This window comes from Nocardioides sp., from assembly GCF_964228225.1.
Lineage (GTDB): Bacteria > Actinomycetota > Actinomycetes > Propionibacteriales > Nocardioidaceae > Nocardioides.
The window spans coordinates 1-22797 of the sequence record NZ_CAXQZB010000064.1; the positions used below are offsets into that span (position 1 = coordinate 1).

Below are 22797 nucleotides of genomic sequence, written 5' to 3' on the forward strand. Positions count from 1 at the left end.
ACACCACCACGGCCCCGGCCGCTCCCGGCGGGGAGCGGCCGGGGCCGTGTGCGTCGTTCGTCGCTCAGCGCCTCGCGGGCGCGGCGTCAGGCGCCGGCGTGCAGGGTCTGCGGGGGGCGGGCGTGCTCGGCCAGCTGCTGGATGCCGCGGCGCAGACCGGACACGAGGTCGCCGGCGGCGAAGACCGAGGTCATGGACGCGATGGCGTGCTCGACCTCGCGGTCCGACAGCGTGCGACGCACCCAGCCGCCGGTGACGACCTCGACGATGCGGCGCTCGGGGTCGACCAGGATCAGGATGCTGCGGGAGGGCGCCACGAGCGTGTTGTGCAGGCTGGTGGCGAAGTCGCGGGGCTCGCCGTCGACGGGGCCGAGGTACACCGAGATCTCGGCGCGGCAGACCTGCTCGGCCTGGCGGATCGTCGTGTCGAGCGCGGCCTGCTCGCTCGCGGTGAGCACCGACATCGTCGTTACCAGCTGCCGCTGGCGCCGCCGGCGGCGGAACCCTCGGAGTCGGGAGCGGCGAGCTCGTTGATCTCGCGGCGCGGGCCACCGAGCCACTGCGGCTCGGGCTGCTGCGCGCCGGGGCGGACGCTCTCGCCGCGGGCGACGGCCGGGGCGTAGACCAGGACCGCGATGACGAGCGCCAGCAGGAGCGGGATGCCGAGCACGATCCCGAAGGCGTAGGCCGGGCTGACGCCCTCCTGGGTCTCCCAGCCCTCGGGCAGGCTCGAGGCCGAGGCGGGCTGCGCGGTGAGCAGCCCGACGACGACCAGCGCCGGGAGGGTGGCGACCAGCGCGGCGACACGGCGCAGGGCGCGAGGGAGTCGGGTGGCGGCGGGTCGGCTCTCGGGTCGGCTCACGCCCTCGAGGATATCGGCCCCGAACGGGTGGGAACGCCATGCGCTCACCTGTTATGCATGCCCCATGGCCACGAACCCGTGTGATCCCGACGAGATGATCTGCAACCTTGTGTTCGATATCACGGGAAGTTCACGGTTCGCGGGCTACTCCGACGTCCTCATCGGGCGGCCGTTGGCGCTGGTGGGGCTCTTCGCCCTCGCCCTGGCGCTGCGCTGGGTGCTGCACCGGCTGATCGGCCGGGCCATCGACCGGGCCGCCTACGCCCAGCTGCCCGACCGGGTCAACGCCCTGGGCCCGGACCGACGTGTGCAGCGGGCGGAGGCCATCGGCGGGCTGATCAAGTCGCTGGTCACCGGTGTGCTGATCGCGGTGTTCGGCACGATGATGCTCAGCGAGGTCGGGGTGGACATCGCCCCGATCATCGCCAGCGCCGGGATCCTCGGCATCGCCCTCGGCTTCGGCGCCCAGTCGCTGGTGAAGGACTTCCTGTCCGGGCTGTTCCTCATCATCGAGGACCAGTACGGCGTCGGCGACACCGTCGACCTCGGCGAGGCGATCGGCACGGTCGAGGCGGTGAGCCTGCGTGTCACGCGGCTGCGCGACGTCGACGGCACCGTCTGGTACGTGCCCAACGGCGAGATCCTGCGCGTGGGCAACCAGAGCCAGAACTGGGCCCGGACCGTGCTCGACGTCAACGTCGCCTACCACGAGGACATCGCGCAGGTGCGCCGCGTGCTCGCCGAGGTCGCCCACGACCTGTGGGTCGACGAGGACTTCCGGCACCAGGTGATCGAGGAGCCCGACGTGTGGGGCGTGCAGGCCCTCGCGGTGGACGGCATCACGGTGCGGGTGGTGCTCAAGACCCGGCCCGGGGAGCAGTGGGCGGTGGCCCGGGAGATGCGCGAGCGCATCAAGGCCCGCTTCGACCACGAGGGCATCGAGATGCCGCTGCCCCAGAGGGTCGTGTGGCACCGCACCGAGCCCGGCAGCGGCCAGGACACGGGTCCGGTCGAGGGCACCGGCAGCTGAGCGCGGCCCACCCCGCACAATGGAGCCCGTGGACACTACGCCGGAGCCGGAGCCGGAGAGCTTCTTCGCACGGATCGGCGGCGAGTCGACGATCACGCGCATCGTGGCCAGGTTCTACGCCGGGGTCGCCACCGACGACCTCCTGCGCCCGATGTACCCCGAGGCCGACCTCGGCCCCGCCGAGGAGCGGTTCCGGCTCTTCCTCATGCAGTACTGGGGCGGGCCGACGACCTACTCCGAGCGGCGGGGGCACCCCCGGCTCCGGATGCGGCACGCGCCCTACCCCGTGAGCCCCGCCGCCCGCGACCGCTGGCTGCTGCACTTCCGGGCCGCGCTCGACGAGGTCGCGCTGCCGCCCGAGGACGACCAGCAGTTCTGGGAGTACGTCACCCACGCCGCGCAGTTCATGGTCAACGTGCCGGAGTGACGTCGGCGGCGTCCACCGTCGCACCCCGGGTCCGGTGCGGGTCCTCATGTAACGCCGGGCGGGGCCGATGACAGGAACGGGTCGACACTCCCCGCGAGCCGACCCACCCGAGGACCCCATGCCTGCCGTACCGCTCTCCCTGCACCCGCCGACGCTGGAGCCCGACGACGCCCTCGTCGCCCGCCTCGCCGGCCTCGCGCGCGCCGGCGCGCCCACGACCTCGACGGCCGCCGCCCGCCCCCGCGCCCGACGCGGCCGGGCCCTCGGCCTGGGCCTGGCCGGCGCGGTGCTGGCCGGTGGCGGTGCCTGGGCCACCGGCGGGCTCGCCGGCGTCGGCCTGCCCGGACCCGGCGGCGACCCCGCGCGACCCAGCGCACCCGCCACCCCGGACACGCCCACCGACGACGCCCCGGACCACGGCGGGCGGTCGGACGGCGGCCGTCCCGGCGCCGACCACGACGGTCACGGGGCGCGCGAGGATCGTCCCGGCCGGGACGGCGGGCGTGACGAGGGCCGCGACGGCAGCCGTGACGGGGGCCGCGGGGACGACGCGCCGGACGCCCCCGGGCCGTCGTCGACCCCGCCCGGCTCCGAGGACCTGCCGGGCTCCGGTGTCGCCACTCCCCCGGTGACCCCCGGCACCCCGCCCGAGACCACCCCCGGCGAAGGCACGGGCAAGGGCCGGGGCGGCGACCGCGGCAACGCCGGCGGCAACGCCGCGGAGAACTCCGCCGGCAGCAACGCGGGCGGCAACAACGCGGGCAGCAACGGAGCCGGGCAGGGCAAGGACGGCGACCGGGGCAAGGGCCCCGGCGCGGGTGGCCAGGGCGGTGGCACCGATCCGACCCCGCCGGCCACGCCTCCGGCGGGGACTCCGCCCTCGGGCCAGGGCAGCGGCCAGAGCGGCGGCCAGGGCGGCGGCCCGCGCGGCGGCACGCCGGCGCTGCCGGACGCGCCGGGTCAGCCGGGACAGACTGCGGTCGAGCTCCCCGGGAAGGGGCCGGACCGGGGGTGAGCGACGACGACGTCGTCCGGGCCGCGAAGTCCGGTGATCCCGACGCCTGGCGAGCGCTGTACCGCGCGCACGCCGGGCGTCTGGTCACGTGGCTGCGCACCCGCCCCTGCGGCGACGCCGCCCTCGACGCCGACGACCTCGCGGCCCAGGCCTGGCTGGTGGCCGCCGAGAAGGTGCACGACTTCACCGGCGACGCCGACGCGTTCGCAGGCTGGCTGTTCGGCATCGCCCGCAAGCTCAGCGCCACCACCCACCGGCGCTCCCAGCGGCGGGCGACCACCACCGTCGAGCCGGCGCTGATACCCGAGCCGCGGGAGGTCGGGGCGGCCACCGCGAGTGAGCAGACCCTGCTGCTGTCCGAGAACGACTGGGTGCGCGCGGTGCTCGCCACCCTGCCGCCCAAGGAGCGCGACGCGATCGGGCTGGTCGACGGCCTGGGCTTCGACCAGGCCCGCGCGGCGGAGATCCTGGGGGTCTCGGCGGTGGCGCTGCGGGTGGCGCGTCACCGCGGCCTGAAGCGGTTGCGCGGCTCCCCACTGTTGGCGTCGGAGTCGGGGATCGCGGCGACCGGACCCTCCTGAGCACCCCACCCCTGAGGTGGCGGTGGGGGCCGCCGGCGTCAGCCGACCCGCTCGGCGAGCACCCCGAGCAACGCCTCGCGCACCCGGTCCGAGGGCGCGGCGGAGCGCTGCGTGGCGGCGTCGAAGACCACGAGCACCACCCGCGAGCGCGCACAGACCGTGGCGCCGTCGCGGATCTCGGCCTCGATCGTGATCGACCGGCTGCCGAGCGCCGTGATCTGCGACCAGCAGTCGTAGGGCTGCTCGCGGAACAGCAGCGGCCGGTGGTAGTCGACGTCGGCCTGGGCCACGACCACCGTCGGGAAGACCTCGCCGCTGCTGCGCGAGATCTCCCGCATCATCCGCAGCCGGGCCTCCTGGAAGTACTCGACGTACACGACGTTGTTGACGTGCCGGTAGGCGTCGACGTCGGAGAACCGGACGTGCACCGGGTAGTGGAAGGCGCCCGCGTCGGGCACCGGCGCCAGCCGCGGCGTCACCTGGCGCCAGGCCGGCTCGGGCTCGCGGTAGGTCTCCAGCGCGGCCTTCTCGACGTCGGTGAGGCGCCGTGGCCGCTCCTGGGCGAACACGAACGGGCTGAGCACCGTGACCGCCCGCAGGTACACCAGCCGCCCGTCAGGGGCGGTGTCGTCGTCGTGGAACACCTCGTAGGCCAGGGTGAAGCTGGCCGCGCGCACCTGGGTGACCCACACCTCGACGTTGACCGGCCGGAACCGCAACGGCATCGGCGCGAGGTAGGTGACCTCGTGCCGCACCACGACCACGCCCTCGGTGAGCCCCTCCCCCGGCGCCGCGCCGTCACGCTCGGGGAACAGCCGGCGCATCAGGTCGGCGCGGGCCTCCTGGAGGTAGTCGACGTAGGTCACGTTGTTGACGTGACCGAGCTGGTCGAGATCGGCCCAGCGCAGCGGGCAGCGGTACACGTGACGCACGCCTCGATCCAAGCAGTAGGACCTGTTCTAGTCTGAACGGGCACATCTCCCGAGACCGAAAGTCACCTCGATGCCCGAAGCAGTCATCGTCTCCACCGCCCGCTCGCCGATCGGGCGCGCCAACAAGGGGTCTCTGAAGGACCTGCGCCCCGACGACCTCACGGCCACCATCGTGCGGGCGGCGCTGGACAAGATCCCCGCGCTGGACCCCACCACGGTGGACGACCTCATCCTCGGCTGCGGTCTGCCCGGCGGCGAGTCCGGCAACAACATGGCCCGCAACGTCAGCGTGCTGTTGGGCTACGACGCCATCCCCGGCACCACCGTGACCCGCTACTGCGCCTCCTCGGTGCAGTCCACCCGGATGGCCTTCCACGCCATCAAGGCCGGCGAGGGCGACGTCTTCATCTCCGCCGGCGTCGAGACCGTCTCGCGCTTCGCCAAGGGCACCTCCGACCACTGGCCCGACACCCACAACCCGCTCTTCGCCGACGCCAAGGCCCGCACCAAGGCCACCGCCGAGGCCGGCAACGGCGCGGGCGCGTGGACCGACCCCCGCGAGGCCGGGCTGCTGCCCGACGTCTACATCGCCATGGGTCAGACGGCCGAGAACGTCGCCACCCTGCGCGGGCTGGACCGCAAGGAGCTCGACGAGTTCGCCGTGCGGTCGCAGAACCTCGCCGAGCAGGCCATCGCGAAGGGCTTCTGGGAGCGGGAGATCACCCCCGTCACCACCCCTGACGGCACCGTCGTCACCGCCGACGACGGCCCGCGCGCCGGCGTCACCTACGACGCCATCGCCGGGCTGCAGCCGGTCTTCCGCCCCGACGGCGTGGTCACCGCGGGCAACTGCTGCGCCCTCAACGACGGCGCCGCCGCGGTGGTGCTGATGTCCGACACCCGCGCCGCCGAGCTGGGCCTGACCCCGCTGGCCCGCGTCGTCTCCACCGGCGTCTCCGGCCTCTCGCCGGAGATCATGGGTCTCGGCCCCGTCGAGGCCACCCGCAACGCCCTCAAGCACGCCGGGATGACCATCGACGACATCGACCTCGCCGAGATCAACGAGGCCTTCGCCGCCCAGGTCGTGCCGTCCTACCAGGACCTCGGCCTGCCCCTGGACAAGGTCAACGTCAACGGCGGCGCGATCGCCGTGGGCCACCCCTTCGGCATGACCGGCGCCCGGCTGCAGAACACCCTGATCAACTCCCTGCAGTTCCACGACAAGTCCACCGGCCTGATCACCATGTGCGTGGGCGGCGGCATGGGCATGGCGCTGATCCTGGAGCGCCTGGCCTGATCCCCGCGCCCCCGGTGCCCCCGGGGGCGGTCGGACACGTCTCGTCGGCGGCGGGCCGTACCGTGCGGACCATGAGTCTGCAGGTGCGGCCCGCCGTCGTGTTCGAGGACATCGCCACGCTGCTCGGGCCTCGTCAGCCCACCTCGAGCAACTGCTTCTGCCTCTCCCACCGCATCCCCTCGGCCCTGAACCGCTCGCTGCGGGGGCAGGCCCGCTCCGACAAGGTCGAGGAGCTGCTGCGCTCAGGTCCCCTCGGCGTGATCGCCTACGACGACGAGGTGCCGGTGGGCTGGGCCGCGGTGGCGCCCCGGTCGGAGACCGGCTTCGCCCGCAGCCGCACGATCCCGCGGGTCGACGACCTCGACGTCTGGTCGGTGTGGTGCCTACGGGTCCGGCCCGGCCACCGGGGCCGGGGCCTCACCCACCGACTGATCGCCGGCGCGGTCGGGTTCGCGCGCGAGCGCGGCGCACCGGCCCTGGAGGCCTACCCGCTGGACAACGCCGGGCGCCGGATCGAGCAGACGATGGCCTACGTCGGCACCCGGGCCGCCTTCGAGGCCGCCGGCTTCCGCTGGGTCGCCCCCACCGGATCGGTGCTCAGCAGTCATCCGCGCGTGCTGATGCGACACGATCTCGCGACTCGCGCGCCCGGCGAGGCGCAGCGCGGCGCGGATCACTAGAGTCGGTGGGCGTGGACGCCACCGCCGACGACGCAGAGCCCCGCTGGCTCGACGACGGCCAGCAGCGCGCCTGGCGTGCGCTGATCCTGGGCACCACCCTGCTCTTCGACCGCCTCGACGACGACCTGCGCGCCCACGGCGTCTCGATGCCCGAGTACGAGATCCTCGTGCGCCTCTCCGAGCGCGGCGGCAGCCTGCGGATGGCGCAGCTGGCCGACGCCCTGGCCCACAGCCGCAGCCGGGTGACCCACACCGTCAAGCGGATGGAGGCCGCCGGGCTCGTCGAGCGCACCGAGTCGCCCGACGACGGGCGCGGCGTCGTCGCGAGGCTCACGGATCACGGGTGGGACCTGCTGCGCCGGGTGGCGCCGGTGCACGTGGAGGGCGTGCGGTCGCTGCTGGTCGACCTCGCCGACCCCGCCGACTTCGCCGCCCTCGGCCGGGTGATGGACGCCGTCACCGACCACCTCATCGCCGGCCGCCCCGACCTCGACATCCGCGGCTGAGCCCGCCCGCGGCACCGGTCGCCCGTCGTCCCACCGCGGCGTCTCGTGACGGCGCCGGGGCACGGTCGTCGAGGAGCGAGCGCAGCGAGGGTCTCGAGGCGCCCGCACCCGACAAGCCTCCGTCCTTCGAGGCCGCACCCGACCCACCGCGTCTCGTGACGGCGCCAGGGCGCCTCCTCGACGAACGAGGGGTGGTGCGACGAGGGCCGGCGGATCCTGGTGGATCCGCCGGCCCTCGTCGGGGTGGTGCGTGGTCGGTCCCGGTCAGTCGCGGGTGAGGCGACGGTGGGTGACGCGGTGCGGGCGGGCGGCGTCGACGCCGAGGCGCTCGATCTTGTTCTCCTCGTAGGAGGCGAAGTTGCCCTCGAACCAGAACCAGGCGCCCTCGGTGTCCTCGGTGCCCTCCCAGGCCAGGATGTGGGTGGCGATGCGGTCGAGGAACCACCGGTCGTGGGAGGTGACCACGGCGCAGCCGGGGAACTCCAGGAGGGCGTCCTCGAGCGAGGACAGGGTCTCGACGTCGAGGTCGTTGGTGGGCTCGTCGAGCAGCAGCACGTTGCCGCCCTGCTTGAGGGTCAGTGCGAGGTTGAGACGGTTGCGCTCACCACCCGAGAGCACGCCGGCCTTCTTCTGCTGGTCCGGGCCCTTGAAGCCGAACGAGGCCACGTAGGCGCGGCTGTTCATCTCGAAGTTGGCGACCTTGATGAAGTCCAGCCCGTCGGAGACGACCTCCCAGACGTTCTTGTTCGGGTCGATGCCGCCGCGGCTCTGGTCGACGTAGGACAGCTTCACGGTCTGGCCGACCGTCAGCGCGCCGGAGTCGGGGGTCTCGCCGCCGGTGATCATGCGGAACAGGGTGGTCTTGCCGACGCCGTTGGGGCCGACGACGCCGACGATGCCGGCGCGCGGCAGGGTGAAGGAGATGTCGTTCCACAGCGTGCGACCCTCGAAGCCCTTGGTGAGGTGCGAGGCCTCGAGCACGACGTCGCCCAGGCGCGGACCCGGCGGGATGTTGATCTCGGCGGTGTCGATCTTGCGGGCCTTGTCGGCCTCGGCGGCGAGCTCCTCGTAGCGGGCCAGACGCGACTTGCTCTTGGTCTGACGGGCCTTGGCGTTGGAGCGGACCCACTCCAGCTCGCGCTCGAGCAGCTTGGCGCGCTTGGCGTCCTTCTGCCCCTCGATCTTGAGCCGCTCCTTCTTGGTCTCCAGGTAGGTGGAGTAGTTGCCCTCGTAGGGGTGGGTCTTGCCGCGGTCGAGCTCGAGGATCCACTCCGCGACGTTGTCGAGGAAGTACCGGTCGTGGGTGATGGCCAGGACCGCGCCCGGGTAGCTCTTGAGGTGGCCCTCGAGCCACTGCACCGACTCGGCGTCGAGGTGGTTGGTGGGCTCGTCGAGGAGCAGCAGGTCGGGCTGCTGGAGCAGCAGCTTGCACAGCGCGACGCGACGCCGCTCACCACCGGAGAGGTTGTCCACCAGGACGTCCGGCGGGGGGCACCGCAGGGCGTCCATGGCCTGGTCGAGCCGGCTGTCGAGGTCCCACACGTTGGCGGCGTCCAGCGCCTCCTGCAGCTCGCCCATCTCGGCGAGCAGGGTGTCGAAGTCGGCGTCCGGGTCGGCCATCGCCTCGGAGATCTCGTCGTAGCGCTTCTTCTTGGTGAGGATGTCGCCGACGGCCTCCTCGACGTTCTCGAGCACCGTCTTGCCCTCGGTGAGCGGCGGCTCCTGCTGGAGCATGCCGACGGTGGCCTCGGGGTCGAGCAGCGCGTCGCCGTTGTTGGCCTGGTCCAGGCCCGCCATGATCTTGAGCAGCGAGGACTTCCCCGTGCCGTTGGGGCCGACGACGCCGATCTTGGCGCCGTGCAGGAACGAGAGGGTGACGTTGTCCAGGACGACCTTGTCGCCGTGGGCCTTGCGCACGTTGCGCAGCGTGAAGACATAGTCCGCCATGGGTCACCACCCTAGTGGCCGCAGCGGGGTGCGCCGACCACGGGCCCGGGCCGCACCCCCGGCTCAGGCGGCGGACGGCTCCCCCGCGGCCTCGGCCCCGTGGTCGGGCCCGTCGTCGGGCCCGTCCTCGTCCGCCGGCGCCGCGGCCCCGAGGGGCTCCGGGCCGCGCGCCGCGGCCGGGCGCCACGTCGTGGCGCCGCGCGTGAGGTCGGGACCCACGGTGACGGCCTCGATCCGCCATTCCTGGGCCTGGACGCCGGCCTTGGTGGTGTAGGTGTGCACGGTGAGCCGGCCGTGCACGAGCACGGGGTCGCCGCGGCGCAGCGAGGCGGCGCAGTTCTCGGCCAGCCCGCGCCAGGCCGAGACCGAGTACCACTGGGTCTCCAGGTCGGTCCAGGTGCCGGTGGAGCGCTGGAGACGACGCGGGGTGACGGCCACCCGGAAGGTGGCCACCGGGTGGTCGCCGGCCCGTCGCAGGACGACGTCGCCGCCGATGCGGCCCTGGAGGGTGAGGACGGGGTCGTGGGTCATGGCTGCTCCTCGGAGTCGGGGACGACGCCGCTGCGGCGCCGCGGACCCACTCCACCGGGTGCCGCTGACACGGCGACACCGACCACCTCCGGGCTGGGGAGGACCTCACGGGACGCCCCGCCTGGGGACGACCGCCCGACGCACCGCCCGACGCACCGGCCGGCGAGCAGGCGGCCGCCGGGGCGCGCCGGGATCAGGCCAGCGCCGGCGCGAGCGCGCGACGCACGGCCGCGTGCGCGGCCAGCTCCTGACCGACGGGGGTGATGAGGGACTCGCGGGCGGCGGTGCGCACGGCATCGGTGAGCGCCGACTCCGCCTCCTCGCGGGCGGCGGTCGCGGCTGCCGCGACCTTGGCGCGCGCGGCCACGCCGAGCACCAGCCCCACCACCAGGCACACCACGAGCAGCACGACCGGTGCCGGTGCTCCGGCGACGGCGACGTCGCCCAGCGAGCCGTCGACGGCGGCGTAGCCGGTCCAGCCCAGGCCGCCGACCGCGCCGAGGAGCAGCAGCCACTGCAACGCGCGCACCGCGCCGGCCCACCCGGGCAGCGCAGTGGCCCGCAGGTCGACGGCGGGCAGGTCGGCATCGAGTCGCGTGGTCAGCGCCTCCCCGCCGCGGAGCGCGGCGGAGCCCACGGCGTCGGCCCACGGCGCGGCCAGACCGGCGGCGGTGTCGTCGCCGAGGGTGCGGGCGGCGGCGAGCACGCGCTCGCGCGCCACCGGCGGCACCGCCAGGGACTCCCCGCGGCCCAGCGAGCTGAGCCGGTCCGCGAGCTCGTCGCTCTCCCCGCCGCGACCGGCGAGGGCGCGCAGCGGCGGCCAGGCGACGGCGCGCGCGACCCGGCGCCGGGCCGCGGACTCGACGGCGGCGCCCAGCGTGGCGACACCGGCGGCGTCGCCCACCGCGGAGACCACGGCCTCCACCTGGACGGGCCCGAGGTCGCGCGGCGTGCCGTCGCCGGTGGCCTCGGCCAGCCGCAGGGCGACCGCCCGGAGGTCGGCCATCATCTTGTCGCGGGTCTGCCGCTTGGCGGCGACGCGGTTGACGATCTCGGCGCGCAGCGCGGTGACGCCGGTGCCCTCGGTGGCCGAGATCGGGAAGACGGGGACGTCGGTGAGCCCGTCGAGGTCGAGCAGGCGGCGCACGTCGTCGACCATCGCCTGACGGCGGTCGACGGGCACGGAGTCGATGTGGTTGAGCACCACCAGCATGACCCCGGCGTGGGTGCGCAGCGGCGCGAGGTAGCGGTCGTGGATCGCGGCGTCGGCGTACTTCTGCGGGTCGAGCACCCAGACCAGCAGGTCGGCGAGCTCGACGAGACGGTCGACCTCGAGGTGGTGGGCCACCTCGGTGGAGTCGTGGTCGGGCAGGTCGAGCAGCACGACGCCGTCGAGCTCGCGGTCGGCCACCTGGGTGTCGAGCATCGACTCGCGCATCGTCTGGTGCCGCGGCGGGATGCCGAGCCAGGACAACAGCTCCTCGGCGCCCTCGCTGCCCCACACGCAGGCGGTGGCCCAGGAGGTCGTGGGACGCCGCACGCCGGTGGAGGACAGCTCCAGCCCGTTGAGGGCGTTGAAGGTGGAGGACTTGCCCGAGCCGGTGGCGCCGGCGATGGCGACGACGGTGTGCTGGGCCGAGAGCCGCAGCCGGCCCGAGGCGCGGTCGATCGCCCCGCGTACGTCCTCGATCAGCGCGGCGTCCAGCCGCCCCTGCCCGGCGGCCACGGCGGCCTCCAGTGCCGCGACGCGCGCGCCCATCTCCGCCCCCCAGGTGCGGGGCGGGGTGGTGCTGACGGGCTGATCGGTCATGCGGTCTCTCCCGAACCGGCGTCGCCGCGCGACACCTCGAAACGCAGGTCGTCGACACGGCGGGCCGCCTCACGCAGCCGAGCGGCCGCCTGGGGCTCTCCCACGAGCCCGTCGACCAGCGCAAGATAGCGGGCGGACTCGTCGTGCAGCACAGCGGTGACCCGCTGCTCCCAGGAACGTCGGGCCCGCTCGATCAGGGTCGCGCTCACCGAGGCGCCCACGATGCTGTCGAGCAGCGCCCGCCCGGCGGCCGTCGGCTCCGCCGCGCCGGCGTCGGGCTCACCGGCCACCGCGAGCACCGCCAGCACCACCGACAGGCCGCTGACGCCGAGGGCCAGGAAGCGCGCGCTGGTGCGCTTGGTGGCGGTCTCGTCGCGCACGAGCGCCGCGAGGTCCTCCTGCCAGGCGCGCACGGCCCGCTCGGTGCGGCGGGGCAGGTCGCGCGACGCGCGGCGCAGGTCGGGGTCCGCCGCGAGGGCCGCCGCGCCGGCGGGGTCGGCCTCCCACACCGCGGCGACGTCGCCCGCGACCCGCTCGGCGTGCTCGGCCACGAGCGCCACGAGGGAGGCCTCCAGCCCGGCGAGCACCCGCTCGGCCTGCTGCGGCTTGCCCTTGAGGGTGTTCACGAGGCGCTCGCGCAGCCCGCCGACACGCCCCTCCACGGGACGCAGCAGGTCGGTGCCGCCGAGGAACTCGCGCCACCGGGCGAGCAGGTCGCCGCGCAGCAGGGTGCCGTCGGCGCTGGCCGCCGCCAGGGTGGCCGCCGCCGCCTCGACGGCGGCGACCGCGTCGGCGTGCAGCCGCACGGCGATCTCGTGCTGGGAGGCGACGGCGTCGGCGATGGGGTAGCTGGACAGCGTGACCAGGCGCACCGCGCCCTCCAGGGTCTGGCGCACCACCGCCTGCCGGGCATCGGCGTCGGCGGCCAGCGACTCCAGCCAGCGACGGATCTCGGCGACGTGGCCGGCGGGCAGCAGGCCGTCGTCGTCGACCTGGCCGTCGGCCACGCAGAACAGTGGGGAGTCCTTCAACCCGCGGGCCGCCAGCATCCGCGCCAGGTGGGTGCGCACGACCGGCACGGCGTCGTCGGCCGTGCGGTCGAGGACGATCGCGACCGAGGCGTTGCGGTCGGCGGCGTGGCGCAGGTGCTCCCACGGCACCTGGTCGGAGTAGCGGGCCGCGGAGGTGACGAAGAGCCACAGGTCGGCCGCGGCGAGCAGCTGGGTGGCGAGCAGCCGGTTGCGCTCCTCCACCGAGTCGACGTCGGGGGCGTCGAGGATCGCCAGCCCGCGCGGCACCGCCGCGGAGGGCACCAGCTGGATCCGGTCGGGGTCGTCGGTGGTGTAGTCGACCCGCACCAGCTCGGGCAGCAGACGGTCCTGGCCGAACCAGCCGGCGTCCTCGGGGTGGTGCACCAGCACGGGCGAGCGGGTGGTGGGACGCAGCACGCCGGGCACGGTGACCCGCTCCCCCACCAGGGAGTTGACCAGCGTCGACTTGCCCGCCCCCGTGGAGCCGCCGACGACGACGAGCAGCGGGGCCTCGAGGGTGGCCATGCGCGGGATGAGGTAGTCCTCGAGCTGGTCGATCATCCGGGCGCGATCGGCGGCCAGCGCCGCCGTCTCGGGGAGCTCGAAGGGCAGCGGGGCGGCGACCAGCGACTGGCGCAGCTGCACCAGCGCGGTCACCATGCGGGCGTCGAGGGAACGAGCGCTCATGCGACGGGCACGACCTGTCCGGGGAAGGCGATGTGGGGGCGGAGGCGGCGGATCCGGGCGACGTGGTCGGCGCCGCGGTCCTGCCAGTCCTGCGGCGGGGTGCCGCGCAGCAGGCGGTGGTGCAGGAAGCCGAGCTCGATGACGGCCTGCTGGTACTGCGCCATCGCCCGGGCGGCACCGGGCCCGCCGACGGCGGCGGCGTGGGCGCGGGCGGCGCGCCGGGCCCGGAGGTCGACGACCCAGCCGATGTCGGTGGCGGGCAGGAGATCACGGGCGGCGGCGTCGGCCAGGGCCGTGGCCAGCAGCCGGCGCTCGCTGCTGCGCGCCCACACCGCGATCCCGACCAGGACGGCCAGGGCGGGCAGGAACAGCACGACGTAGACGCCGGCGAACAGCCCCAGGCCCTGCACCGTGGCGGCGTTCCACACGGCGTGGGCGATCACGGCGGTGGTGTAGCCGACCAGCGGCGCTCCCACCCGCACCGCGCCGTGGCGGGAGGAGACGGCCAGGCCGACCCCGAGGCCGGTGAAGGCGGTGAAGAGCGGGTGGGCGAAGGGGCTGAGGACGCAGCGGAGCACGAAGGTGCCGGTGACGCCCACCAGGCCGCCGGGCCCGAGGGCGTCGGTGCCGTTCCACGCCGCGATCAGGTAGAGCACGTTCTCGGTGAAGGCGAACCCGATCCCGACCATGCCGGCGTAGACCAGGCCGTCGAGGATGCCGTCGAGCTCGGCGCGTCGCCACCACAGCAGCATGAGGAGGAACGCCCCCTTGGCGGCCTCCTCCACCAGCGGGGTGACGACGACGAGCCCGGTGTCGCCGGTGAGCGGCACCACCAGTCCCCCGACGCCGTCGATGAGCAGCGCCGCGGCGGTGGCGACGACCGCGCCCCACAGCAGGCCGCTGGCGAGCAGCGAGCGGGGCTCGGGCTCGTACCGGTCGAGCCAGAGGTAGGCCGCGAGCAGCGGGCCGACCGGGACCGCGGCGAGGGCGAGCGCCAGCAGCACGACGCCGGGGGCGCCGCTGACGGCCAGCACGGCGATCATCACGCCCGCGCCGAGGACGACCGCCACGCTCACCACCGCGGTGAAGACGAGGCTGTCGTGACGCGTGCGCATAGGGCGAACCCTAGCGTGAGCAGGGCTTTCTCCTCGCGCGGACGGGCGGCGACGGGCCGTCCTGACCGGCGAGGGAGGTCCGCGACCCCCGTCCGGTCGTCGGCGACGAGGCGTAGGGTGCTGGATGTGAGCGAGCAGATCGGGCAGGGCGAGCAGACCGGCACGGACGGCACGGAGTCCCACGACCCGAAGGTGCCCGCCGCCTGGGCGGCGTTCATGCGCACCGGCTGGGCCGACCGCGAGGCCGCCGTCGCCCGGCGCGAGGTGGCCGACCACGCGGCCGCCCGCCGCGCCCGCCTCGCCGAGATGTTCCCCGGCGAACGGCTCGTGATCCCCGGCGGCGGCTACAAGGTGCGCGCCAACGACACCGACTACCGGTTCCGCGTCGACACCGCCCACGTGCACCTCACCGGCAACCAGACCACCGACGCCACGCTGGTGATCGACGACGGCGAGGCCGTGCTCTACGCCCGTCCGCGCAGCGGGCGCGAGACCGACGAGTTCTTCCGCGACCGGCAGTACGGCGAGCTGTGGGTGGGCAAGCGGCCCTCGCTGGGCGAGCTCTCCGAGGCCCTGGGCCTCGAGGTGCGCCACGCCGACGACCTCCCCGCGGCCCTGGGCGGCGGCAAGACGCGGGTGCACCGCGGCGTCTCGGCGAGCGTCGACGCCGCGGTCGAGGGCGACGCGGGGCGCGACGACGAGCTGGCCCGGGTGCTCTCGGAGCTGCGGCTGATCAAGGACGACTGGGAGGTCGGGCAGCTGCAGGAGGCCTGCGACATCACCGCCCTGGGCTTCCAGGACTCCGTGGAGGAGTGGGAGCGGGTGCTGCAGTACGGGGAGCGGTGGATCGAGGGCACCTTCTTCCGCCGGGCCCGGGCGATGGGCAACGACCTCGGCTACGACTCGATCGTCGGCGGCGGCGCGCACGCCACGGTGCTGCACTGGATCGACAACGACGGCCCCATCGAGCCCGGCACCCTCGTCCTGCTCGACATGGGCGTGGAGGGCCGCGAGCTCTACACCGCCGACGTCACCCGCACGCTGCCGGTCTCGGGCACCTTCACCCCGCTCCAGCGCGAGCTCTACCAGCTCGTGCTCGACGCCCAGCAGGCAGGCTTCGACGCCGTGCGCCCCGGCGCGCGGTTCGCCGACCCGCACGAGGCCGCCATGCGCGTGCTCGCCCACGGCCTGGAGGGCCTGGGCCTGCTGCCGGTGCCGGCCGAGGAGGCCCTGGACCCGGAGTCGAAGGTCTACAGCCGCTGGACGCTGCACGGCACCAGCCACATGCTCGGCCTCGACGTGCACGACTGCGGCCGCGCGGCCCCCGAGGCCTACGCCCAGGGCACCCTGGCCGAGGGCATGGTGCTCACCGTCGAGCCGGGGCTGTACTTCCAGGCCGACGACCTGCTCGTGCCCGAGGAGCTGCGCGGCATCGGCATCCGGATCGAGGACGACCTGCTCGTCACCGCCGAGGGCCACCGCAACCTCTCGGCGTCGCTGCCCCGCGAGCCCGACGCCGTCGAGGCGTGGATGGCCGAGCACCGCCGCTGAGGCGGGTCCCCGGGGCCCGCCCTGGACCCTGGCCGGCGCCGGGGCGCGGCGCTACTGTGCGCCGGTGACTCCCTGCTCCCGCTCCCGCGTGCGCCTCGCCGCGCTGGTCCTCCCCCTGGCCCTCCCGCTCTCCGTCCTCGCCGCGTGCGGCGGCGGGGGTGAGGACGACGCCGGCGCGGGTGACGGCCCGGCCGTGACCGTGCTGAGCGAGGACGACCTCGCCAGCATCCTCACCACCGCGGGCGAGGTGCCGGCCGGGTTCCTCGAGCGCGAGCCCACCGACGACGAGGACTCCACGATCTTCGCGGGCACCTGCCTGGCGGAGGTCGACGGCTTCGACGAGGTGGCGGGCGACCCCGCCGAGGAGGCCCGCACCGAGTTCGCCTCGCCCGACGAGAGCGTCATGATCGGCAGCGGCGCGTCGTCCTACGACTCCGTGGACCAGGTGAGCCAGGCCCTCACCGGCTTCGCCGACCAGCTCGAGGGCTGCACCGCGGTGACGACCACCACCGAGGACGGCGTCACCCTGGACCTGCAGGTGACGGTCGACGACGCCGTCACGGTGGCGGGCGCCGACGAGCAGCTCACCCTGACCCTGGCCGGCACCCTGGAGGCCGAGGGCCAGTCCTTCCCCGCCTCGGTGACCGGCGTGGCCACCCGGCTGGGCAACAACCTCACCACGGTGCTGGTCAACGAGTTCGGCGTGACCGGCAGCATCGCCGTGCCCGAGCTCGCGGCCGCCCAGCTCGAGCGCCTCGAGGCCCTCCTCGACTGAGCCTCCCACCCGCTTGCCAGACTGAGCACCGGGGCCCCAACGGCCCCGAGCCCCCGTGGCGCAACGGATAGCGCAGCGGCCTTCTAATCCGCGGGTTGCAGGTTCGAGTCCTGCCGGGGGCGCCCGGGGTGGTCGTGATGCAGGCATCTCGGGGCTGCCGCACGGTCCTGGCCGTCGCGACACCACTCCTGACCACCACGCTCCTCGCGACGAGCCTCACCGGCTGTGCCCCCACGGCCCCGGCGGGGGCGACGATCCGGGTCGACGACGCCGTCGTCACCGCCACGCCCGTGGAGTTCCGCGTGCCCACCGGCACCGTGACGGTGGCCCTCGGGACCCCCGTGGACCACCTCGACGCCGACGACGTGCTCGACGTCGACCAGACCGACACCGACGGCGTCGACGCACCGGACGACGCGCGGTTCGTGCCGGTGCAGGTCGCGTTCACCACCGAGGGTGCGCCGTGGGGCGGGCTGCTCGCCACCGCCGGGGTGGCGCCGACGCGGATCAGCCTCGTGGCCGGCTCCGGACCGCCGGAGGACGGCGTGGCCGTGCCCGACCCGTACACGGTCGTGATGGACGGCCGCGGCATCAGCGGCGGCGGCCGCACCACCACCGCCGTCGTCGTGTCGGAGCGGACGGCGCAGGACCTGCGGATCCGGGTCGAGTACGACGGTGCCGCGCAGGAGGCGGCGCCGGGCGCCACGCCGTCGGGCGACGCCGCGGCGCTCGGGGCGCTCGACGCCCCGGGGAGCCCGCGGCCCTGCGGCGCCTGGACCACGGACCGCCCGGGGTGGCGCGCCACCGTGACGTGCCGCGTCACGGTCAGCGGGTGGACGCCGTACTGGCCCGGCCGGGGCTGGGAGCCGGCGGACGACCCGTGGCTGGTGGTGCGGATCGGCGAGGTGGCTCTGGAGCGGGTCGTGGACGAGCGCGGTCGCGAGGTCGACCTCGGCGACGTCCGAGCGAGCGGGCTGCTCCTCGGCGGCCTGCGCGACCGGACCGCCGTGCTGGGGGTCCGCGACGTCGATCCCACCGGTGGGGGCCGACCGACGTCGGTGCCGCTCGGGTCGGTGGCCGTCGTCGACCCGGTCGGCGGGCCCACGGACACGCTGACGCTCACCCGGGACCTGAGGGTGCCGCCGGTCCCGGCCGGCCTCGGCTAGCGCTCAGCCGCGGGCCGCGATCCCGTCGTACATCAACCGGCGCACTGCACGGCTCATCCGCTCCTGCGACGCCGCGGCGGGATCGCGTTGCGCCGCGATCACCGTGCCGAGGATCATCCCGTTGATCCCGCGGGCCGTGGCCTCGACGTCGAGGTCGGCGCGCAGGTAGCCCGCGGCGATGCCGTGGGAGAGGTAGCCGCCGGTCAGGGTCACCGCCGTCTCGAGGAAGTCCAGGACCCGCTCGCGCAGGGCGTCGTCGACGGCCGGGGCGTCGAAGAGCAGCAGCCGCGCCAGGCGGGGGTCCTCACCCAGGATCCGCGCCAGCGCCCGGCCGATGCGCTCGGACTGGGCCTCGTAGTCGGCCAGGGTGGCGGCCGCGCCGGCGGCGTTCTCGGCCGAGAGCGCCTGCAGGATCCGGTCGATGACGTCGGTGATGACGTGGTCGACGATGTCGCGCTTGTTCGCGAAGTAGCGGTAGAAGGTGCCGTGCCCCATGCCGAGGCGCGCGGCGATGTCGGCGATCCCGGTGTGGTGGTAGCCCTGCTCGGCGAAGCACTCGAAGGCGGCCTCGAGGATCTCGCGTCGCACCTGCTCGCGACGGCGCTCGGCCCGCGTCCCAGCGCTGGTGGCAGGACTGCTCGCGGGGCCGGTCACGGGTGAACGCTACTGGTGCCGGCCCCGGACTGACACTAGATTCCGCTTCTGACACGCGGTTCCGCAACGCAGGAGACGAGGTAACGGGATGCGAGCACTGGTGCTCGGGTGTGGCGGCACGCTGGGGTTCGCCTGGAGCGCGCACGTCGTCGCGGCCCTGGCCGACGCCGGCTGGCAGGACCCGGAGATCCTCGTGGGAACCTCCGCGGGCGCCGAGCTCGCCGCGATGCTGGGCGCGGGCCTGAGCGCCGCCGAGGTCGTGCGCGCGCTCGACGAGGAGCCCGACGCCGATCCGCGACTGCTGCAGCACGTGCGCCACCCGGTGGCGCCGCTGCCCTCGCTCCCCCGGCCGTCGTTGCCCGCGCTCGGGCTGGCCTCCGCCGCGTTGCGCGGTCACGCCGACGGTCTCGCCCTCGCAGCCGGGCTGCTGCCCCGCGGCGGCGGCGACGCTGGCTTCCTCCACCGGCTCGGGCACGCCCTGGCCGAGCGGCCCAGCGGCTGGGTGGCGCACCCGGCCACCTGGCTCGTCGCCGCCGACGCCCGCTCCGGTCAGCGGGTGGCGTTCGGGCGACCCGACGCCCCGCGCGCCCGGCTCGCACCGGCACTGGCGGCGTCCTGGGCGGTCCCCGGCCTGTTCCCCCCGGTCACGATCGGCCGGCGTCGCTACCTCGACGGCGGCGCGGTGTCGCCGACGTCGGCCGACCTGCTGCTCCCCGCGGTGCGCACGGGGCGGATCCGCGAGGTCGCGATCGTGGCACCGATGTCGACCCACGGCGGTGCCCCGGGCCGCGGACTGAGCCGCCTCGAACGCCTGGTGCGCGCCGCCATGACCCGCCGGGTGGACGAGGAGGTGCGGCTCTTGCGCGCCCACGGCGCGCGGGTGGTGCGGCTGGAGCCCGGCACCGACGACCTCACGGTGATGGGTCCGAACTTCCTGGCCCACCGCCGCCGTCCCGCGGTGCTCGACGTGGCCCGCCGCACGGCCCCCGCACTGGTGGCGGCACGACTCGCCGCCCCGCCCGACCCGGGCCCGATGGCCCCCGCGCGGCGGGGCCGTCGGCACTCCCGCGCCTGACGGCGCGGACCGGCACAGGGCGCGGGCGCCCGCCCCGGCACCGACGGTCATGGCGGAACCGCCGGCGCCGGGGCGGGAGTCAGACGCCGACCGGCACCGGTGCGGGCGCCGGCGCGGACCGGTGGGTGGCGAGCGCCGCGGGCACGGTGCGGATCCCGATCGCGGCCACGACCGCCGCGGTGGCGATCAGGGCGGCCGCCACGACACCCACGGGCACGGCCTCCCCGAGCAGCCCGACGAAGCCGGGCACGGTGCAGGTGGTCACTGAGGCGATGATGGCGAACCAGCCGGTGAGGGTGGTCAGCTCGCTGCGACCGAGGGCGATGAGAGCGAAGAACAGCGCCCACAGCACCGACCACTGGAACCACAGCAGCGCCGTGGCGGGGTCGTCGAAGCGCACCCAGTTGACGACGCCGAAGCCCACCGCGAGCACCGACACCCACGCGGAGTACCAGCCCAGGCCCGTGCCCTCGTAACCGGCGAGATTCGTGATGCCGACGTAGAGGTAGGTGAAGCCGAACAGGAAGATCCCCGAGGCGCCGAGCACGGCGTCGGCGGAGTCGGCCGTCACGACCAGGTAGGTCGGGATGAGGGTCTGCAACCCGCCGACGAAGAGGTTGAACACGCCGGCGGTCTTGGTGTCGACACCGCCGAGCAGCATGACGCCGTTGATGAGCAGGACGGCGCCGACGAACAGCAGTCCGATGGAGGACATCGATTCTCCCGAGACGGAGTGGTGGGGTGGATGGAGTGGGTGGAGGAGACGAGCGCCCCCGAGGGGCCACGGCTCAGAAGTAGGCGTTGCCCGGGAACCCGACGCCGTTGACCAGGTGGTCGCCGATGGCCGAGGCCTTGAGGAAGGTCGGGTTGTGGGTCGAGGCGGTGCGCACGTTGCGCCAGTGCCGGTCCAGGTTGTGCACCGACTGGGTGGCCGAGGCGCCGCCGACGTCGAGCAGCCGCGCGGCCGTGGCGTAGGAGAACCGGTCGACGGCGACCTTGGCCTGCGCGGCCGCGAACTGGGCGGCTTCGGCGACCCGCGGGTCGGGCACACCGTCGTGCACCGAGTCCACCGCGTCCTGGATGGCGTCGGCGGCGGCGAGCACGATCGCCTCGGCGGCGAAGGCGTCGGCGGAGATCTCCCCCACGACCTGCAGCACCTGGCGGTCCTGGGCGGCCGAGGTGCTGGCGGCGTGGCTGAAGTTCCGGGCCCGCCGGTGCACCAGCGCGACGGCGTCGTTGCGCACGGCGCGCAGGATGCCGGCGGTCACGGCCTGGAGGTAGAGCTGCAGGAAGGCGCCCTGATAGCCGGGGTCGCCCTGGTCGTCGGGGTCGCCGAGGTCGAAGAACTCCTCGGGTGCCACGTGCACGTTCTCCAGCCGGGTCGTGCCGGTGCCGGTGAGGCGCTGGCCGAAGCCGTCCCAGTCGTCCTCGACCGTCACGCCCTCGCGGTCGATCGGCACGACGGCTCCGGCGATGCGACCGCCGGGTGCCGCGGCCCAGATCTGGGTGTAGTCGGAGTACAGGGTGCCGGTGGAGTAGAACTTCGTGCCGTTGAGTCGGTAGCCGCCCGCGGGGTCCGGGGTGAGGGTGGTGTCGAAGTACAGCCCGACGGGTCGGGTGCTCTGCTCGCTGAACCCGTTGCCCACCAGCTGGTCGGCGGTGATGAGGGCCAGACCGCGGGCACGGGCCTCGGGGTCGGCGCTGGCCAGCTGCTGCTCCACGAACCAGTAGTGCGTGCGCAGGATGTGGGCGACGTTGGAGTCGGCCTCGGCGAGCGCGATGAGGGTGGCGAAGAACTCCCGCACGCTCGCGCCGCCGCCACCCTCGGCGACCGGCACGCGGAGCCGCCCCAGACCGGCCTGCGTGATCCAGGCGATCTGCTCGAACGGCGCCACACGGTGACGGTCGCGGTCGCTGGCGCCGACCGAGATGCGGTCGAGCAACGCGGTGAGCTCCGGGGACCCGGGTCGCACGGGCCCAGTGCTGCCAGTGCTGCTGCCGGTGGGACGGACGGGGGTGCTGGTCATGGTGACTCCTTCGAGACGCAGGGTCGGGTGAGGGGTGAGGTCGAGCAGGTTCTGAACCCGGACGGGCGGCCCGGCGAGGGAGTGCGGCCCCGCCGGGCCGCCCGGTCCGGAGGGCGGGGTCAGGTCGCGGAGACGGGGGCGAGCTGGCCCTGCAGGTTCGGGTCGGTGTTGGTGGCGAGGTAGTCCTGCACGCGGGGGTCGAAGAAGACCTTCTTCAGCACCTCGACCTGGGGGTCCTCGAGGTAGTCGGTGCCGACCACGAGCTGGCCCGCGAACTCGTTCGGGGCGTCGGGGGCGAGGATCTGGTACTCCTCCGGGGTGCCGGCGTCGACGAAGGACATGTTGTAGTCGATGACGGCGTCGACCGAGTCGAGCGTGCGCGGCCCGGCGCCGTACTCCATGTAGGTGAACTGCAGGTCGCGCGGGTTGGTGGCGACGTCCTGCTCGGTGGCGGCCCAGGGGTCCACGCCGTCCTTGAAGGTGATCTCACCGGCACGCTCGAGGATCCACAGCGCCTGGGCGGTGTTGGCGGGGTCGTTGAGCAGGGCGATCTCGGCCCCCTGCGGCAGGTCCTCCAGCGAGGAGTGCTGCGAGGAGTAGATCGAGTAGGACCACTGGAACACCGGCCCGAGGGCGGTGAGCTTCATCCCGGTGGCGTCGATGACCTGCGCGAGCCAGTGCTTGTGCTGGTAGATGTTGCCGATGTACTCGCCGTCGGCCGTGGCCTGGTCGAGCTGGTTCCCGTCCTCGATGCCGACCCCGGAGATGGTGACGCCGTAGTCGGGGGCGATCTCCTCGTTGAGGTACTCCAGGAACGCCGCCTCGCTGGCCGAGCTGGCCTGGTAGGCGATCTTGAAGTCGCTGCCGAAGGCCGAACCGGCCACGGCCTTCTCGGTCTCGCCGCGGTTGAGGAACACGAACCCGGCGACGACGGCCAGGATGATCGCGAGGGCTCCGGCGGGCAGCAGCCACGCGGGCCGCCCTCCGCCGAGGCCGAGGTCGGCGCCGTGGGCCCCGTGGGCCCCGTGGGAACCGCCGGACTGCTGGTCGGTGCGGTCGTGGGTGGTGGACATCGGTGCTTCCTTTCGGGGTGGCGTT

General features: G+C 74.4%; 23 protein-coding genes and 1 tRNA gene. 12 read left to right on the forward strand and 12 right to left on the reverse strand.

Annotated features, from left to right (window positions below; translation table 11 throughout):
• Window positions 1–86: 86 nt before the first annotated feature.
• Window positions 87–464, reverse strand: a complete 378-nt coding sequence (locus ACERUJ_RS16155; protein WP_370249837.1) for a DUF5130 family protein — start codon at window positions 462–464, stop codon at window positions 87–89.
• A 5-nt stretch (window positions 465–469) separates the two neighbouring features.
• A complete protein-coding gene (locus ACERUJ_RS16160) occupies window positions 470–862 on the reverse strand; it encodes a hypothetical protein (protein ID WP_370249838.1) in 393 nt (130 codons plus the stop codon).
• A 64-nt stretch (window positions 863–926) separates the two neighbouring features.
• Between ACERUJ_RS16160 and ACERUJ_RS16165 the strand changes: the two genes are divergently transcribed.
• The 4 genes from ACERUJ_RS16165 (at window position 927) to ACERUJ_RS16180 (ending at window position 3915) form a co-directional block, all read left to right on the forward strand.
• Window positions 927–1892 carry a mechanosensitive ion channel family protein gene (locus ACERUJ_RS16165; protein WP_370249839.1) on the forward strand — a complete coding sequence of 322 codons (966 nt, stop codon included), beginning with the start codon at window positions 927–929 and terminating at the stop codon, window positions 1890–1892.
• Window positions 1893–1911: 19 nt separating this feature from the next.
• The gene (locus ACERUJ_RS16170) at window positions 1912–2319 is read left to right on the forward strand and encodes a globin (RefSeq protein ID WP_370249840.1); all 408 of its coding nucleotides are present in this window, start codon (window positions 1912–1914) and stop codon (window positions 2317–2319) included.
• A gap of 118 nt (window positions 2320–2437) precedes the next feature.
• Window positions 2438–3334 carry a hypothetical protein gene (locus ACERUJ_RS16175; protein WP_370249841.1) on the forward strand — a complete coding sequence of 299 codons (897 nt, stop codon included), beginning with the start codon at window positions 2438–2440 and terminating at the stop codon, window positions 3332–3334.
• Window positions 3331–3915: an RNA polymerase sigma factor gene (locus ACERUJ_RS16180; protein WP_370249843.1), complete on the forward strand. Its 585-nt coding sequence runs from the start codon at window positions 3331–3333 to the stop codon at window positions 3913–3915. Before ACERUJ_RS16175 ends, ACERUJ_RS16180 begins: the two co-directional genes overlap by 4 nt.
• 38 nt (window positions 3916–3953) lie before the next feature.
• On the opposite strand, the gene ACERUJ_RS16185 is transcribed toward ACERUJ_RS16180, so the two are convergent.
• Window positions 3954–4847, reverse strand: coding sequence for an acyl-CoA thioesterase (locus ACERUJ_RS16185; protein WP_370249844.1), 894 nt, complete (start codon window positions 4845–4847; stop codon window positions 3954–3956).
• A 70-nt stretch (window positions 4848–4917) separates the two neighbouring features.
• Here ACERUJ_RS16185 and ACERUJ_RS16190 point away from each other — a divergent pair, with 70 nt between their 5' ends.
• The 3 genes from ACERUJ_RS16190 (at window position 4918) to ACERUJ_RS16200 (ending at window position 7330) form a co-directional block, all read left to right on the forward strand.
• Window positions 4918–6144, forward strand: a complete 1227-nt coding sequence (locus ACERUJ_RS16190) for an acetyl-CoA C-acetyltransferase (protein WP_370249845.1) — start codon at window positions 4918–4920, stop codon at window positions 6142–6144.
• Between the two features lie 71 nt (window positions 6145–6215).
• Entirely contained in the window at window positions 6216–6824 is a 609-nt protein-coding gene (locus tag ACERUJ_RS16195) for a GNAT family N-acetyltransferase (RefSeq protein ID WP_370249847.1), read from the forward strand.
• Between the two features lie 11 nt (window positions 6825–6835).
• Window positions 6836–7330, forward strand: coding sequence for a MarR family winged helix-turn-helix transcriptional regulator (locus ACERUJ_RS16200; protein ID WP_370249849.1), 495 nt, complete (start codon window positions 6836–6838; stop codon window positions 7328–7330).
• Window positions 7331–7594: 264 nt separating this feature from the next.
• On the opposite strand, the gene ettA is transcribed toward ACERUJ_RS16200, so the two are convergent.
• The 5 genes from ettA to ACERUJ_RS16225 all read right to left on the reverse strand — a co-directional run bounded on the left by ettA (window position 7595) and on the right by ACERUJ_RS16225 (window position 14451).
• Window positions 7595–9277 carry an energy-dependent translational throttle protein EttA gene (gene ettA / locus ACERUJ_RS16205; protein WP_370249850.1) on the reverse strand — a complete coding sequence of 561 codons (1683 nt, stop codon included), beginning with the start codon at window positions 9275–9277 and terminating at the stop codon, window positions 7595–7597.
• Window positions 9278–9340: 63 nt separating this feature from the next.
• Window positions 9341–9808: a single-stranded DNA-binding protein gene (locus tag ACERUJ_RS16210; RefSeq protein WP_370249851.1), complete on the reverse strand. Its 468-nt coding sequence runs from the start codon at window positions 9806–9808 to the stop codon at window positions 9341–9343.
• 193 nt (window positions 9809–10001) lie between these two features.
• Entirely contained in the window at window positions 10002–11618 is a 1617-nt protein-coding gene (locus tag ACERUJ_RS16215) for a GTPase (protein ID WP_370249853.1), read from the reverse strand.
• A complete protein-coding gene (locus ACERUJ_RS16220; RefSeq protein WP_370249856.1) occupies window positions 11615–13336 on the reverse strand; it encodes a dynamin family protein in 1722 nt (573 codons plus the stop codon). Before ACERUJ_RS16220 ends, ACERUJ_RS16215 begins: the two co-directional genes overlap by 4 nt.
• A complete protein-coding gene (locus ACERUJ_RS16225) occupies window positions 13333–14451 on the reverse strand; it encodes a PrsW family intramembrane metalloprotease (protein ID WP_370249857.1) in 1119 nt (372 codons plus the stop codon). Before ACERUJ_RS16225 ends, ACERUJ_RS16220 begins: the two co-directional genes overlap by 4 nt.
• Before the next feature lie 126 nt (window positions 14452–14577).
• Here ACERUJ_RS16225 and ACERUJ_RS16230 point away from each other — a divergent pair, with 126 nt between their 5' ends.
• The 4 genes from ACERUJ_RS16230 to ACERUJ_RS16245 all read left to right on the forward strand — a co-directional run bounded on the left by ACERUJ_RS16230 (window position 14578) and on the right by ACERUJ_RS16245 (window position 17943).
• Complete coding sequence (locus tag ACERUJ_RS16230) at window positions 14578–16002, forward strand: aminopeptidase P family protein (RefSeq protein ID WP_370249858.1); 1425 nt, start codon at window positions 14578–14580, stop codon at window positions 16000–16002.
• A gap of 64 nt (window positions 16003–16066) precedes the next feature.
• A complete protein-coding gene (locus ACERUJ_RS16235; RefSeq protein WP_370249860.1) occupies window positions 16067–16777 on the forward strand; it encodes a hypothetical protein in 711 nt (236 codons plus the stop codon).
• Window positions 16778–16826: 49 nt separating this feature from the next.
• Window positions 16827–16899, forward strand: a tRNA-Arg gene (locus tag ACERUJ_RS16240).
• Window positions 16873–17943 (forward strand): hypothetical protein, encoded by a 1071-nt coding sequence (locus tag ACERUJ_RS16245; protein WP_370249861.1) that lies wholly within the window; start codon window positions 16873–16875, stop codon window positions 17941–17943. Before ACERUJ_RS16240 ends, ACERUJ_RS16245 begins: the two co-directional genes overlap by 27 nt.
• A gap of 3 nt (window positions 17944–17946) precedes the next feature.
• Here the strand turns inward: ACERUJ_RS16245 and ACERUJ_RS16250 are convergent, their stop codons facing one another.
• Complete coding sequence (locus ACERUJ_RS16250; protein ID WP_370249862.1) at window positions 17947–18597, reverse strand: TetR/AcrR family transcriptional regulator; 651 nt, start codon at window positions 18595–18597, stop codon at window positions 17947–17949.
• Window positions 18598–18685: 88 nt separating this feature from the next.
• Here ACERUJ_RS16250 and ACERUJ_RS16255 point away from each other — a divergent pair, with 88 nt between their 5' ends.
• Window positions 18686–19672, forward strand: a complete 987-nt coding sequence (locus tag ACERUJ_RS16255; protein WP_370249863.1) for a patatin-like phospholipase family protein — start codon at window positions 18686–18688, stop codon at window positions 19670–19672.
• A gap of 79 nt (window positions 19673–19751) precedes the next feature.
• On the opposite strand, the gene ACERUJ_RS16260 is transcribed toward ACERUJ_RS16255, so the two are convergent.
• From ACERUJ_RS16260 to ACERUJ_RS16270, 3 genes are all read right to left on the reverse strand, one after another.
• Window positions 19752–20387 carry an AmiS/UreI family transporter gene (locus tag ACERUJ_RS16260; protein ID WP_370249865.1) on the reverse strand — a complete coding sequence of 212 codons (636 nt, stop codon included), beginning with the start codon at window positions 20385–20387 and terminating at the stop codon, window positions 19752–19754.
• Window positions 20388–20460: 73 nt separating this feature from the next.
• Window positions 20461–21699 carry a hypothetical protein gene (locus ACERUJ_RS16265; protein WP_370249866.1) on the reverse strand — a complete coding sequence of 413 codons (1239 nt, stop codon included), beginning with the start codon at window positions 21697–21699 and terminating at the stop codon, window positions 20461–20463.
• Between the two features lie 119 nt (window positions 21700–21818).
• Window positions 21819–22772 carry a MetQ/NlpA family ABC transporter substrate-binding protein gene (locus ACERUJ_RS16270; protein WP_370249867.1) on the reverse strand — a complete coding sequence of 318 codons (954 nt, stop codon included), beginning with the start codon at window positions 22770–22772 and terminating at the stop codon, window positions 21819–21821.
• Window positions 22773–22797 lie beyond the last annotated feature (25 nt).

Bases quoted from the DNA above. Each gene is read 5' to 3' on its own strand.
- ACERUJ_RS16155 (WP_370249837.1), bottom strand. From the start codon at position 464: ATGTCGGTGCTCACCGCGAGCGAGCAGGCCGCGCTCGACACGACGATC.
- ACERUJ_RS16165 (WP_370249839.1), top strand. From the start codon at position 927: ATGGCCACGAACCCGTGTGATCCCGACGAGATGATCTGCAACCTTGTG.
- ACERUJ_RS16170 (WP_370249840.1), top strand. From the start codon at position 1,912: ATGGAGCCCGTGGACACTACGCCGGAGCCGGAGCCGGAGAGCTTCTTC.
- ACERUJ_RS16175 (WP_370249841.1), top strand. From the start codon at position 2,438: ATGCCTGCCGTACCGCTCTCCCTGCACCCGCCGACGCTGGAGCCCGAC.
- ACERUJ_RS16190 (WP_370249845.1), top strand. From the start codon at position 4,918: ATGCCCGAAGCAGTCATCGTCTCCACCGCCCGCTCGCCGATCGGGCGC.
- ACERUJ_RS16195 (WP_370249847.1), top strand. From the start codon at position 6,216: ATGAGTCTGCAGGTGCGGCCCGCCGTCGTGTTCGAGGACATCGCCACG.
- ettA (WP_370249850.1), bottom strand. From the start codon at position 9,277: ATGGCGGACTATGTCTTCACGCTGCGCAACGTGCGCAAGGCCCACGGC.
- ACERUJ_RS16210 (WP_370249851.1), bottom strand. From the start codon at position 9,808: ATGACCCACGACCCCGTCCTCACCCTCCAGGGCCGCATCGGCGGCGAC.
- ACERUJ_RS16215 (WP_370249853.1), bottom strand. From the start codon at position 11,618: ATGACCGATCAGCCCGTCAGCACCACCCCGCCCCGCACCTGGGGGGCG.
- ACERUJ_RS16220 (WP_370249856.1), bottom strand. From the start codon at position 13,336: ATGAGCGCTCGTTCCCTCGACGCCCGCATGGTGACCGCGCTGGTGCAG.
- ACERUJ_RS16225 (WP_370249857.1), bottom strand. From the start codon at position 14,451: ATGCGCACGCGTCACGACAGCCTCGTCTTCACCGCGGTGGTGAGCGTG.
- ACERUJ_RS16255 (WP_370249863.1), top strand. From the start codon at position 18,686: ATGCGAGCACTGGTGCTCGGGTGTGGCGGCACGCTGGGGTTCGCCTGG.
- ACERUJ_RS16260 (WP_370249865.1), bottom strand. From the start codon at position 20,387: ATGTCCTCCATCGGACTGCTGTTCGTCGGCGCCGTCCTGCTCATCAAC.
- ACERUJ_RS16265 (WP_370249866.1), bottom strand. From the start codon at position 21,699: ATGACCAGCACCCCCGTCCGTCCCACCGGCAGCAGCACTGGCAGCACT.
- ACERUJ_RS16270 (WP_370249867.1), bottom strand. From the start codon at position 22,772: ATGTCCACCACCCACGACCGCACCGACCAGCAGTCCGGCGGTTCCCAC.